12 protein-coding genes are annotated in these 13,008 nt (G+C 74.3%); 8 read left to right on the forward strand and 4 right to left on the reverse strand.

Features of this window, described 5'->3' with window-relative positions; genetic code table 11:
• Positions 1-48: 48 nt before the first annotated feature.
• Genes AAEM63_RS04060 through AAEM63_RS04075 form a run of 4 tightly spaced genes read right to left on the reverse strand, consistent with a single transcriptional unit; the run spans position 49 to position 3,754 of the window.
• The gene (locus AAEM63_RS04060) at positions 49-405 is read right to left on the reverse strand and encodes a TraR/DksA C4-type zinc finger protein (protein WP_341360376.1); all 357 of its coding nucleotides are present in this window, start codon (positions 403-405) and stop codon (positions 49-51) included.
• Between the two features lie 3 nt (positions 406-408).
• Entirely contained in the window at positions 409-1,698 is a 1,290-nt protein-coding gene (galK, locus tag AAEM63_RS04065) for a galactokinase (RefSeq protein ID WP_341360377.1), read from the reverse strand.
• The gene (galT, locus tag AAEM63_RS04070) at positions 1,695-2,924 is read right to left on the reverse strand and encodes a galactose-1-phosphate uridylyltransferase (RefSeq protein WP_341360378.1); all 1,230 of its coding nucleotides are present in this window, start codon (positions 2,922-2,924) and stop codon (positions 1,695-1,697) included. Before galT ends, galK begins: the two co-directional genes overlap by 4 nt.
• 5 nt (positions 2,925-2,929) lie before the next feature.
• Positions 2,930-3,754 carry a DeoR/GlpR family DNA-binding transcription regulator gene (locus AAEM63_RS04075; protein ID WP_341360379.1) on the reverse strand — a complete coding sequence of 275 codons (825 nt, stop codon included), beginning with the start codon at positions 3,752-3,754 and terminating at the stop codon, positions 2,930-2,932.
• A 150-nt stretch (positions 3,755-3,904) separates the two neighbouring features.
• Between AAEM63_RS04075 and AAEM63_RS04080 the strand changes: the two genes are divergently transcribed.
• The 8 genes from AAEM63_RS04080 to AAEM63_RS04115 all read left to right on the forward strand — a co-directional run bounded on the left by AAEM63_RS04080 (position 3,905) and on the right by AAEM63_RS04115 (position 12,981).
• On the forward strand, positions 3,905-4,480 hold the full coding sequence (locus AAEM63_RS04080) for a 2'-5' RNA ligase family protein (protein ID WP_341360380.1): 576 nt from the start codon (positions 3,905-3,907) through the stop codon (positions 4,478-4,480).
• A gap of 30 nt (positions 4,481-4,510) precedes the next feature.
• Positions 4,511-5,611, forward strand: a complete 1,101-nt coding sequence (locus AAEM63_RS04085) for a mannose-1-phosphate guanylyltransferase (RefSeq protein WP_341360381.1) — start codon at positions 4,511-4,513, stop codon at positions 5,609-5,611.
• 33 nt (positions 5,612-5,644) lie between these two features.
• Positions 5,645-6,904, forward strand: a complete 1,260-nt coding sequence (locus AAEM63_RS04090; RefSeq protein WP_341360382.1) for an amidohydrolase — start codon at positions 5,645-5,647, stop codon at positions 6,902-6,904.
• Positions 6,905-7,128: 224 nt separating this feature from the next.
• A complete protein-coding gene (locus AAEM63_RS04095; RefSeq protein ID WP_341360383.1) occupies positions 7,129-8,262 on the forward strand; it encodes a BMP family ABC transporter substrate-binding protein in 1,134 nt (377 codons plus the stop codon).
• Between the two features lie 135 nt (positions 8,263-8,397).
• A complete protein-coding gene (locus AAEM63_RS04100) occupies positions 8,398-9,978 on the forward strand; it encodes an ABC transporter ATP-binding protein (protein WP_341360384.1) in 1,581 nt (526 codons plus the stop codon).
• A 131-nt stretch (positions 9,979-10,109) separates the two neighbouring features.
• Positions 10,110-11,285: an ABC transporter permease gene (locus AAEM63_RS04105; protein WP_341361300.1), complete on the forward strand. Its 1,176-nt coding sequence runs from the start codon at positions 10,110-10,112 to the stop codon at positions 11,283-11,285.
• Positions 11,282-12,568 (forward strand): ABC transporter permease, encoded by a 1,287-nt coding sequence (locus tag AAEM63_RS04110; RefSeq protein ID WP_341360385.1) that lies wholly within the window; start codon positions 11,282-11,284, stop codon positions 12,566-12,568. The genes AAEM63_RS04105 and AAEM63_RS04110 overlap by 4 nt, the downstream gene beginning before the upstream one ends.
• An 11-nt stretch (positions 12,569-12,579) precedes the next feature.
• Positions 12,580-12,981, forward strand: a complete 402-nt coding sequence (locus AAEM63_RS04115) for a cytidine deaminase (RefSeq protein ID WP_341361301.1) — start codon at positions 12,580-12,582, stop codon at positions 12,979-12,981.
• Positions 12,982-13,008: the final 27 nt, after the last annotated feature.

Below are 13,008 nucleotides of genomic sequence, written 5' to 3' on the forward strand. Positions count from 1 at the left end.
CCGTCAGCCCGGCCGCCGGGCTGCCGGACGGCCGGGTCCCCGGTCGCCTCAGCGGGCGGCGGCCCGGGCGCAGGAGACGCAGCGCGTCGCCGTCGGCCGTGCCTCCAGACGGCCCGGCCCGACCGGGTTCCCGCAGCGCTCGCAGGTGCCGTAGGTGCCGCGTTCGAGCCGGTCGAGCGCGGCGTCGACCTCGCCGAGCGTGTGCCGCGCGCTCTCGGTGAGTGCCACCACCTGGGCCCGCTCGTAGCCGATGGTGGTGCCCTCCGGGTCGTGCTCGTCGTCGGTGTTCGCCCCCTCGGCGGCGGCCACGACGTCGGCGAAGGAGCGGTCCAGCGCGGCGAGACGGGCGGCGGTCGCCGCCCGCAGCGCCGTCAGCCGCTCGCGTGCCTCGTCCTGCCCCGACACGTGCTAGCCCACGGGGGCGGCCGCGCCGGCCGGCTCGGCGACGAGGAACTCCGGCCGGGCGAACCCGGCGGCGGCGAACGCCCGCTCCACGGCGTCGGCCACCGCGGCGGCGGAGGCGGCGTCCACCAGGGCGATGGCCGAGCCGCCGAAGCCCCCGCCGGTCATCCGGGCCCCGTGCGCGCCCGCGGCCCGGGCGGCCGTCACGGCCACGTCCAGCTCGTCGCAGGAGACCTCGTAGTCCGCGGCCAGGGAGGCGTGGGACCCGTCGAGGAGCGCCCCGGCCTCGGCCAGCGCCGTCCCCGTCAGCGCGGCCCCCGGCGCCGCCGAGAGCACGCGCACCAGCGCGCGGACCCGCTCGATCTCGGTGACCACGTGCCGCACGCGCCGGCGCTGCTCGTCGTCGGCCAGCCGGTCGAGCACGTCGGTCAGGGTCGTCGTGCCCGCCGCGAGCGCGTCGGCCACCACCCGGAGCGAGGCGACCCCCAGGACCGCCGCGGCGCTCTCGCAGACCTCCCGGCGGCGGGCGTACTGACCGTCCACGAGCCGGTGCTCGGCGCGGGTGTCCACCACGAGCAGGGCCAGCCCGGCCGCTGCCAGGTCGAACGGGATCTGCGTGACGGAGCCGTCGGAGGTGTCCAGGAGCAGGGCGTGCCCGGGCCGGCAGCGCAGCGCCGCCGCCTGGTCCATGCCGCCGGTGGGGGCGCCCGCGACCTCGTTCTCCGCGCGGACGCACGCCGCGGCGAGCCGGGCCCGTCCGGCGTCGTCGTCCGGCCCGGCCTGACCGAGCCCGCCGACCCCGTCCAGCGCGACCGCGACGGCGCACTCGATCGCGGCGGAGGAGCTCAGACCCGCGCCGTAGGGCACGCACGAGTCGACCGCGACGTCGAACCCGGGCACGGGGTGCCCGTCGCCCGCCAGGGCCCACGCCACCCCGGCGGGGTAGGCGGGCCAGCCGTCGACGGCGCCCGCGGACCCGGCCGGCCCGACGCCGTCGAGGTCGACCTCGCGCACGGCTCGCCGTCCCGCCGCGCCGCCCGGCGCCGCGCCCTCCTGGGCGCTGACGAGCCGGGCGGTGCGGTCGGGCCGCGCGCGCAGCGCGACGAACGTGCGGTGCGGCAGCGCCAGCGGCAGGCACAGGCCGTCGTTGTAGTCGGTGTGCTCCCCGATGAGGTTGACCCGGCCCGGGGCCGCCCACACCCCGTCCGGCTCCCCGCCGAGCGCCTCGGCGAAGAGCGCACGCACCCGTGCGGCCCCCTCGGCGTCGGTCCACGCCGGCAGCAGCGGGACGCTCACGCCTGACCCGCCCCGGCCGGGACCACCTCGCGCAGCCGGTCGGCGATGCGCTCGGGGGTGGTGTCGGAGATCCACGCGCCCATGCCCGACTCCGAGCCGGCCAGGTACTTGAGCTTGCCGGGGGCGCGCAGGACCGAGAAGAGCTGCAGGTGCAGGCGCAGGTCGTCGCGGCCCTCGCGCACCGGTGCCTGGTGCCACGCCGCGATGTAGGGCAGGTGGATGGGGCCGCCGGAGTCCTCCTCGCCGGGCGGGACCACGAAGAACCGGTCCCCGCCCTGGAGCAGGCGCAGGTAGATCCCGGCGAGGTCGTCGCGCTCGGCGTCGGTGAGGGCGGGCAGGTCGGGCACGTCGCGGCGCGGCGCGAGGTGGACCTCGACGGGCCAGCGCGCGGCCGCCGGGACGTACGCCGCCCAGTGCTCGGACTCGGCCACCACGCGGCGGCCCGAGCGCAGCTCGGCGTCGAGGACGTCGCGCAGGAGGTTGCGCCCGGTGCGCGCGCGGTGGGCGCGCGCCTGGCGCAGCATCGTCGCGGTGCGCGGGGTGAGGTAGGGGTAGGCGTAGATCTGGCCGTGGGGGTGGTGCAGCGTCACGCCGATCTCCCGGCCGCGGTTCTCGAAGCAGAACACCTGCTCGATCCCCGGCAGGGCGGAGAGCTCGGCCGTGCGGTCCGCCCACGCCTCGATGACGGTGCGCATCCGACGACGACCGACCCCGGCGAGGGAGGCGGTGGAGTCGGGCGAGAAGCAGATGACCTCGCACCGGCCCGCCGCCGGGCGGGTGGGCCACAGCTCCTCGCCGTCGAGGGGGGTGACGACGTCGTCGACGCCGGGCACGGCCATGAGGGAGGGGAAGCGGTTCTCGAACACGACGACGTCGTAGTCGGTGTCCGGGATCTCCCCGTCGGAGTAGGCGGCGCCCGGGCGGGCCGGGGCGAGAGGGTTGGCGTCGGCCGGGGGCAGGTGCGTGCGGTTCATCCGGTGCGCCGCCATCGGCACCCACTCGCCGGTGAGGACGTCGTAGCGCATCTCCGGTCCCGTCACCGGCCGCGGCACCCCGTCCTCGCCCGTGACCGGCGCGAACCGGTCCGGGAGCGGTCGGGGGTCGTCCAGGCGGCGGGTGGCCCCGCCGGAGACGTAGGGCTCGGAGTCGTCGAAGTAGATGAGCTCGCGTCCGTCGGCCAGGCGGGTGCTGGTGCGGCGGACCGAGGCGATCTCGGGTGCGGTCATGGGTCTCACTCCTGGGTGATCTCGAGGACGATGCCGTGCTCCTCCGCGGCGGTGACGGTCGCGGGCCCGGGGGGCTCGTCGGTGACGAGCACCGCCAGCTCGTGCACGGAGCAGAAGGTGCGCAGGCCGATCGCGCCCCACTTCGAGGCGTCGACGACGGCGACGGGGGTCCGGGCGGCGCCCACCATCGCCTCGTTGGTGGCGCCCTCGGCGAGGTTGGGCGTCATGAGGCCGGTGGCGGGGTCGAACCCGTGCGCACCGAGGAACGCCCACTCCACCCGCATCCGCCGCAGCGTGTCGACCGCGAGCGGACCGACGAGCGCGTCGGAGCGGGTCCGCTCACCGCCGGTGAGCAGCACCGTGGGGGCGGGGCGGGAGTCGGCGCGGGCGCGCTCGGCCTCGTCGTGGAGGACCTGGGCGGCGGGCAGGGAGTTCGTCACCACCGTGAGGGTGCCCACGTGGGGCAGGGCGGCCAGGGCCTGGGCGACGGCGAGGGTGGTGGTGCCGCCGGTCAGCGCGACGGAGTCCCCCGGGCGCACCAGCGAGGCGGCGCGGCGCCCGATGGCCGCCTTCTCCCCGGGGTGCTGACCCACCTTCGTGCCGAAGAGCGGCTCCTCCGCGGCGCCCGCCGTGGCGACCGCGCCGCCGTGGACCCGGTCGACCAGGCCGCGCGAGACGAGCTCGGTGATGTCGCGCCGCACGGTCATCTCCGAGACGCCGAGCGCGTCGACGACCTCCGCCACCCGGACGGCCCCGTGCCGGGCGACCTGCTCGAGGATGAACTCCTGGCGCTGCCGCGCGAACAGGGGCGCGGTTCCCTCACGTTCCATGACCACCAGCATACACTGACCCGAACACGAACGAACACGGCCGAACAGGCCGGGCCCGCGAGTTCCCGAGCGGCCCCGGAGGTGCCAGGATGGGGACGTGCCCACCTCGTCCCGCGCAGCCCTCGGCCGCCACCCCGGGAGCCGGTAGGCGTGCACCTCCCCGAACGGTCCGGCGACCAGGTGCGCATCGGCGTCGCCCTGCAGGTCCCGGCCCCCTACGGCACCCTCGTGCAGGCCGTCCGGGCGCGGGTGGGCGACCCCTTCGCCCACGCCATCCCCCCGCACATCACGCTGCTGCCGCCGACCGTCGTCGAGCGGGACCACCTGCCCGACGTCGTCGCCCACCTCGCCGCGATCGCGGCGGCGGAGGCCCCGTTCGTCGTCGCCCTCGAGGGTGCCGGCACGTTCCGGCCCGTCAGCCCGGTGGTCTTCGTCAAGGTGGCCCGCGGCGCCGAGCGGTGCGCCGCGCTGGAGTCCCTCGTCCGCAGCGGGCCGCTCGCCCAGGAGCTGCGCTTCCCCTACCACCCCCACGTCACGGTGGCCCACGACCTCGACGAGGACACCCTCGACCGGGCGCACCTGCTGGTGGAGGACTTCGAGGCCACCTACGCCCAGGGCAGCATGCGGCTGTACGAGCACGGCGAGGACGGGGTGTGGCGCACCGTCGCGCGGCTGCCGCTGACGGGCACGTCGGTCCACGCGGCCACCGCGGACCGGGTCGGCTGACCACGCCCGGGCGCGGCTAGGGTGCCTGCTATGACCGAGCCCGTCCTCCACGCGATCGTGCCGGCCGGCGGTGCCGGCACCCGGCTGTGGCCCCTGTCCCGGCGTGCGGCACCGAAGTTCCTCCTGGACCTCACCGGTGCCGGCCGCACCCTGCTCCAGCAGACCCTCGACCGCCTCGCCCCGCTCACCGGCCCGGGCGGCACCGTCGTCGTCACCGGCGCGGTCCACGCCGAGGAGGTGCACCGCCAGCTGCCCGACCTGCGCGAGGCCGACCTCCTGGCCGAGCCCTCCCCCCGGGACTCCATGGCGGCCATCGGCCTGGCCGCGGCGGTCCTGCTGCGCCGGCACGGCGACGTCGTGGTGGGCTCGTTCGCTGCCGACCACGTCATCACGGACGGGGCCGCCTTCGTCCGCGCCGTGCGGGAGGCGGCCGACGTCGCCCGCGCCGGCTACCTCGTCACCATCGGGATCGAGGCCGACCACCCCTCCACGGCGTTCGGCTACGTCCGCGCCGGGGACCCGGTCGACCTCGGCGGCGCACCGGCGCCCACGGCGCGGGTGGTGCGCGGTTTCACCGAGAAGCCCGACGCGGCCACCGCCGAGCGCTACCTCGCCACGGGGGAGTACCGGTGGAACGCCGGCATGTTCGTCGTGCGGGCCCAGGTCCTGCTCGACCACCTCGCCGAGCAGCGCCCCGAGCTGGCCGCCGGTCTGGCCGCGATCGCCGACGCGTGGGACGGCCCGGCCCGGGCCGAGGTCCTCGGGCGGGTCTGGCCGGGGCTGGAGAAGATCGCGATCGACCACGCCATCGCCGAGCCGGTCGCGGCCCGGGGCGGCGTCGCCGTCGTCCCGGCCGCGATGGGCTGGGACGACGTCGGCGACTTCGCCTCCCTCGCCTCGATCGTCGCCGGCGACGGCGCGGTGCTCGGTGACCCCGGGCTGGTCATCACGGAGGCCTCGGACGGCGCCCTCGTGGTCCCCGCCGGGCGTACCGTCGCGGTCCTGGGCATCCCCGGGGCGGTCGTGGTGGACACCCCGGACGCGTTGCTGGTCACCACCCGCGAGCACGCCCAGCGGGTCAAGGGCGTCGTCGACCGGCTCACCGCGCAGGGCCGCACCGAGCTCCTCTGAGGCCGTGCGCCGACGCGGCGATAGGGTCTGAGCGTGCAGACCGCGACCGCCCGCTCCGAGACCGCCCGACGCATCACCGCCGTCGTGGCCGGGCTCGAGGACGAGCTCGTCGCGCTGCGCCGCCGCATCCACGCCCACCCCGAGCCGGCGTGGATGGAGCACGAGACGACCGCGCTGGTGGCTGAGCGCCTCCGCGCCGCCGGGCTGGCCCCGCGCCTGTTCGAGGGCACCGGCCTCATGGTCAACATCGGGGCGGACCCGCGGGGGCGGGGCCGGCGCCGCATCGCCCTGCGGGCCGACCTCGACGCCCTGCCGCTGCAGGAGACCTCCGGCCTGCCCTTCGCGTCGGAGAAGGACGGCTTCGCGCATGCCTGCGGCCACGACCTCCACACCGTCGCCCTCCTCGGTGCGGCGCTGACCCTCAAGGCGCTCGACGACGCCGGCGAGCTTCCGGTGGGGGTGCGGTGCATCTTCCAGCCGGCGGAGGAGGTCCAGCCCGGCGGCGCCGAACGGTCCATGGGGGAGGGCGTGCTCGACGGGGTGGAGCAGATCTACGCCCTGCACTGCGACCCCAAGCTCGACGTCGGCTTCGTCGGCTCGCGGATCGGACCCATCACCGCCGCGTCGGACACCGTCACCGTCACCGTCCAGGCCGAGGGCGGGCACACCTCCCGCCCGCACCTGACCGGCGACGTCGTCTTCGCGCTCGGCGAGCTCATCACCTCCCTGCCGGCGGTGCTCGGCCGGCGGATGGACCCGCGGGCGGGGGTCAACCTCACGTGGGGCGCCGTCCACGCCGGCCGGGCGTCCAACGCCATTCCGGCCAGCGGCACGATCACCGGGACGCTGCGCTGCCTCGACGGCCGGGCGTGGCAGCGGGCCGCCAAGGTCATCCAGGACGCGATCCCGCAGATCCTGGGACCCTACGGCGTCGAGGTCGACGTCAACTACGTGCGCGGCATCCCGCCCGTGGTGAACGAGGAGCGGGCGGTGCGCACCGTCGACGCGGCCGTCAAGGACATCCTCGGCGCGGACGCCGTGGTGCTCGCCGAGCAGTCCCTGGGCGGGGAGGACTTCGCCTGGTACCTCACCCGGATCCCCGGCGCGCTCGTGCGGCTCGGCACCCGCACGCCGGGCGGACCGTCCTTCGACCTCCACCGGGGCGACATCGTCTTCGACGAACGTGCGCTCGGGCTCGGCGCCCGGGTCCTCGCCCGTGCGGCGGTCCTCGCCGGCGCCACCGCCGTGGACGAGCCGGAGGGGGTCCCGGCGCGGGTGCACGGGCCGCTCTGAGCCCGCCCGGCCCGGCACGGCGCGGGGTCTGTGTCCCCGGAGTGACCGGCGGAGCACAGATCGGTAACGTTTCGCGGCACATCTCACGATGTGGCGTGGGACACCCCTTCCCGACGGCTAGTCTCGTGGGCGATACCCGCCGAGAACGGATCTGGCTGGGCACGCCGACCCTCCAGCGGCACCCGCCCAGCAGGTCCGCGGCATCTCACAGCAGGAGAAGACGCGTGAAGAAGAGCATCTACGCGACGGCGCTGGCCACCACGGCCGCCCTGGCGCTCGCCGCCTGCGGCGCTGCCCCCGAGGAGGAGACCCCCGCCGGGTCCGAGACCACGGGCGGCGAGGAGACCACCGAGACCGCCGAGGCCACCGAGGGCGCCGCCGCCGAGGACTACCTCGCCTGCCTGGTCTCCGACCAGGGTGGCTGGGACGACCAGTCCTTCAACCAGTCCGCCTTCGAGGGCATGGAGATGGCCGTCGAGGAGCTCGGCATCGAGATGGCCGACGCCGAGTCGCAGTCCGACAGCGACTACGGCCCGAACGTCGACTCCATGGTCCAGCAGGGCTGCGACCTCACCATCGGTGTCGGCTTCCTCCTCGAGGACCCGGTCCAGGCGGCCGCCGAGGCGAACCCCGACGCGAACTTCGCGCTCATCGACTCCGCCTTCTCCGGCCCGGACTTCGCCCCCGTCGAGCTCGAGAACGCCAAGCCGATCCTCTTCAACACCGCCGAGGCGTCCTACCTCGCCGGCTACGTCGCGGCCGGCGTCACCGAGACCGGCACCGTCGCCACCTTCGGCGGCATGCAGATCCCGTCCGTCGCGATCTTCATGGACGGCTTCGCCGACGGCGTCGCGAAGTACAACGAGGACAACGGCACCGACGTCCAGCTCCTCGGCTGGGACAAGGAGGGCCAGACCGGCTCCTTCTCCGGCGACTTCGAGAACCAGGCCGCCGGCCAGACCCTCACCGAGCAGTTCATCGCCCAGGGCGCGGACATCATCATGCCCGTCGCCGGCCCGGTCGGCCTGGGTGCCGCCGCGGCCGCCGAGGCGGCGGACGGCGTGAAGATCATCGGTGTGGACTCCGACTGGTACGAGTCGACCGAGTACGGCGCCATCACCCTGACCTCGGTCGTCAAGCAGATCGGTCAGGCCGTCTACGACACGGTCGAGCAGTCCTCGACCGGCGGCTTCTCGGCCGAGCCCTACGTCGGCACCCTGGAGAACGAGGGCGTGGGCCTGGCCCCGTTCCACGACTTCGACGCCGAGGTCCCGCAGGAGCTCAAGGACGCCGTGACGGCCCTGCAGGAGCAGATCATCTCCGGCGAGCTCACGGTGGAGACGCCCAACGCCCCGTGACCTGATGGACGACTGACGGCCCGGCCCTCGGGGGCCGGGCCGTCAGTCGTCACCAGCGGGTAGCGTGTCCCTCCCGGCCGCACCCCCCCACCGCGCGTCCCCTCCCGCGCACCGTGACGGATGGAGTCCTCCGACGTGAAGCTTGAGCTCCGCGGCATCACCAAGGTCTTCGGCCCCCTCGTGGCCAACGACCACATCGACCTCGTGGTCCAGCCCGGGGAGATCCACGCCCTCCTCGGCGAGAACGGCGCCGGCAAGAGCACGCTCATGAACGTGCTCTACGGCCTGTACACCCCGGACGACGGCCAGATCCTCCTCGACGACGCCCCCGTGACCTTCGCCGGCCCGGGTGACGCCGTCGCCGCGGGCATCGGCATGGTCCACCAGCACTTCATGCTCGTCCCGGTCTTCACGGTCGCCGAGTCCGTCGTGCTCGGGTACGAGCCCACCGGTGCCGCCGGCCTCATCAACGCCGCCGAGGCGCGCCGCCGCGTCAAGGAGATCTCCGACCGCTTCGGGTTCGACGTCGACCCCGACGCGACGATCGAGGACCTCCCCGTCGGCGCCCAGCAGCGCGTGGAGATCATCAAGGCGCTCTCGCGCGACGCCAAGGTCCTCATCCTCGACGAGCCCACCGCCGTGCTCACCCCGCAGGAGACCGACGAGCTCATCGCGATCATGCGCCAGCTCAAGGAGAACGGCACCTCGATCGTCTTCATCACCCACAAGCTCCGCGAGGTCCGCGCCGTCGCGGACCGCATCACCGTCATCCGTCGCGGCAAGGTCGTCGGCGAGGCGAGCCCCACCTCCACCGAGACCGAGCTGGCGTCGATGATGGTCGGCCGCTCGGTCAACCTCGGCGTCGACAAGGCCGTGGCCGCGCCCGGCGAGGAGTCCTTCGTCGTCGAGGGCCTCACCGTGCTCGACGCGGCGGGCAAGCCCGCGGTCGACGACATCTCCTTCGGGGTGCGCCGGGGCGAGATCCTCGCCGTCGCCGGCGTGCAGGGGAACGGCCAGACCGAGCTCACCGAGACCATCCTCGGCCTGACCCCCTCGGTCGCCGGGACCATCAGCCTCGACGGGCAGGACCTCGCCGGCGACGGCGTCAAGGAGCGTCTGCGCGCGGGTATCGGCTTCGTCCCCGAGGACCGCTCCACCGACGGCATCATCGCCAGCTTCTCCGTCGCCGAGAACCTCGTCCTCGACCTCTACGACACCGAGCCCTTCGCGAAGGGCCTGGCGATGAACCCCGCACGGGTGCGCAGCAGCGCGGAGCAGCGCTCCCAGGAGTTCGACATCCGGCTGACCTCCGTCGACGACCCCATCTCGACGCTGTCCGGCGGCAACCAGCAGAAGGTCGTCATCGCCCGCGAGATGTCCCGGCCCCTGCGGCTGCTCGTCGCCTCCCAGCCCACCCGCGGGCTGGACGTCGGCTCCATCGAGTTCATGCACAAGCGCATCGTCACCGAGCGCGACAACGGCACCCCGGTGATCATCGTCTCCACCGAGCTCGACGAGGTCCTCGCCCTGGCGGACCGGATCGCCGTGATGTACCGCGGCCGGGTCGTCGGCATCGTCGACGGCGACACCGACCGGGACGTCCTGGGCCTGATGATGGCCGGGGTCCCGCTCGAGGAGGCCCGGGCCCAGGCGGCCGAGCACCACACGACCACGGGCGGGGCCGACGCCGCCACCACCCAGGAGGGAACGCTGTGAGCGACCCGGTTCACGACCACCCCCAGCAGCCCGCGCAGCCGGGCGACGTCGTCGCCGAGGGTGAGCAGAAGCCGGCGCCCGAGGGGGCGCCGGCCGCCGGGGGGACCCGCACGCAGAGCTTCGTCAAGGACCTGCTCTCGGGGTCCTGGCTCGTCTCGCTCCTGGCCGTCGTCGCCGCCCTCGTCATCGGCGGGGTGCTGATCGCCCTGGCCGACCCGCGCGTCCAGGAGACCGCCGGCTACCTCTTCGCCCGTCCCGGCGACTTCGTCGGCGCGGCGTGGGACGCCGTCTACGGCGCCTACCGCGCCATGTTCCGAGGGGCGATCTTCGACTTCGAGGCCACCACGGCGGCCCGGATGTTCCGGCCCATCACCGAGACGCTCGTCTTCTCGATCCCGCTCATCCTCGCCGGGCTCGGCCTGGCGGTGGGCTTCCGGGCCGGCCTGTTCAACATCGGTGCCCAGGGCCAGATCATCCTCGGCGCCATCTTCGGCTCGTTCATCGGCTTCACCTTCGACCTGCCCCCCGTGCTCCACGTGACCCTCGCCGTCGTCGGCGCCGCCCTCGGCGGCGGGCTGTGGGCGGCGATCGCCGGCGTCCTCAAGGCCCGGACCGGGGCCAACGAGGTCATCGTGACGATCATGCTCAACAACATCGCGATCTACCTCGTCGCGTACCTGCTCACCACCACGGCGTTCCAGCTGCCCGGCTCGCCCTTCCCGAAGTCCCCGCCCATCCCCACGGACTCGGCGACCTTCCCGCTGCTGCTGGGTCCCTCGTTCCGCCTCCACGCCGGCTTCCTGCTGGCGATCGCGGCGACCGCCTTCGTCTGGTGGCTCCTCGAGCGCTCCACGCTCGGCTTCGAGATCCGCGCCGCGGGGGCCAACCCGTCCGCGGCCCGGACCGCGGGCATCTCGGTCAACCGCGTCATCGTCACCACGATGGTCATCTCCGGTGTCCTCGCCGGCCTCGCCGGCTCCTCGATCGTGCTCGGCACGGAGAAGGCGCTGACCGCCGGGGTGGCGGCGAGCTACGGCTTCGACGCCATCACCGTGGCGCTGCTGGGCCGCTCCCGCCCGGTGGGGACCTTCGTCGCCGGGCTGCTGTTCGGGGCGCTCAAGGCCGGCGGCTTCCTCATGCAGTCGACCACCGCGACGCCGATCGACATCATCCTCGTCGTCCAGTCCGTCATCGTCCTGCTCATCGCGGCCCCGCCGCTGGTGCGCGCGATCTTCCGCCTGCCCGCCCCGGGCGCCCGCCCCCGCCGCCGGCCCGCCCCGGCGGCCGTCAAGGAGGCCGCAGCATGACCGCCGTCGCCACCGCGCCGGCCGGCGCGCAGCAGCGCACCGTCCTGGCCCCCATCAGCTGGCGCTGGCCGCTGATCTACGGCGTCCTCGCCCTGGTCGCCCTGGTCTTCTTCACCCTGCTGCCCGAGGGTGGCCGGGAGACCAACTACCAGATCTCCCGCGGGGGAGACCTGTGGACGATCCCCAACTTCACGGTCCCGCTCACGGCGACGAACCTCGTTCTGTCCGTCGTCATGCTCGCGCTGACCGCCTACGTGGTCCGGGCGACGGTCGGGCGGCACCGGATCCCCACCTGGGTGCCGATCGTCTTCGGGATCGCGTTCGTCCTGGCGTTCCTCACCTGGGTGGGCGCGGGACGGGCGACGGTCATCCCTGTCACCACCCTGCTCTCCGGGGCGCTGGCGCTGTCGGTCCCGCTGGTCTTCGGTGCCCTCTCCGGGGTGGTGTGCGAGCGCTCGGGCATCGTCAACATCGCCATCGAGGGTCAGCTCCTCGCCGGCGCCTTCCTCGGGGCCGTCGTCGCCTCCCTCACCTCCAGCGCCTACCTCGGCCTGGTCGCCGCGCCGCTGGCGGGCGCCGCCGTCGGGGCGATCCTGGCGTTCTTCGCAGTGAGGTACTGGGTCGACCAGATCATCGTGGGTGTGGTCCTCAACGTCCTCGTCATCGGCCTGACGAGCTTCCTGTTCTCCACGGTGCTCACCGAGAACAAGGCCACCTGGAACGCCGCGCAGCGCCTGCCCACCCTGCCCGTCCCGCTGCTCAGCGAGATCCCGGTGATCGGGCCGGTGCTCTTCCGCCAGACCCTGCTGGTCTACCTCATGTACGCGGCGGTCATCGTCCTCCAGGTCTTCATCTTCCGCAGCCGGTGGGGCCTGCGGATGCGCTCGGTGGGCGAGCACCCCAAGGCGGCCGACACCGTCGGGATCAAGGTCAACCGCACGCGCGTGCTCAACACGATCCTCGGTGGCGCGATCGCCGGGCTCGGCGGGGCCTTCTTCACGGTCGGCTCGGGCCTGGCCTTCGGCAAGGAGATGTCCGCCGGCCAGGGCTTCATCGCCCTCGCCGCGATGATCCTCGGCCGCTGGAACCCGGTCGGTGCGGTGGCCGCCGCGCTGCTCTTCGGCTTCTCCAAGAACCTGGGGAACGTCCTGTCCACCATCGGCTCCAACGTGCCGTCGGAGTTCCTCCTCATGCTGCCCTACGCGGTGACGATCTTCGCCGTCGCGGGCCTCGTGGGACGCGTGCGCGCCCCGGCCGCCGAGAACATCCCCTACATCAAGTGAGCGGGGCGGGCATGGGCGTGGACGAGGGAACCTGGGAGTCGCTGCGTGAGCTGGCGCGCGAGGCCATGGACCGCGCGTACGCGCCGTACTCCGGGTTCCCGGTGGGCGCCGCGGCGCTTGTCGACGACGGCCGGACCGTCTCGGGCTGCAACGTCGAGAACGCCGGCTACGGGGTGACCCTGTGCGCCGAGTGCGGGCTCGTCTCCGACCTCGTGCGCACCGGCGGGGGGAGACTGGTGGCCTTCACGTGTGTCGGGGGGCAGGGCCGGCCCCTCGCGCCGTGCGGGCGGTGCCGCCAGCTGCTGTGGGAGCACGGCGGCCCCGACCTCCTCGTCGAGCTGCCCGGCGGGATCCGGCCGATGTCCGAGGTGCTGCCCGAGGCCTTCGGGCCCGAGGACCTGCGCACACCATGAGCGAGGACGCCGCCCACCCGGCGGCGC

This window comes from Georgenia sp. M64 (genome assembly GCF_038049925.1).
Taxonomy (GTDB): domain Bacteria; phylum Actinomycetota; class Actinomycetes; order Actinomycetales; family Actinomycetaceae; genus Georgenia.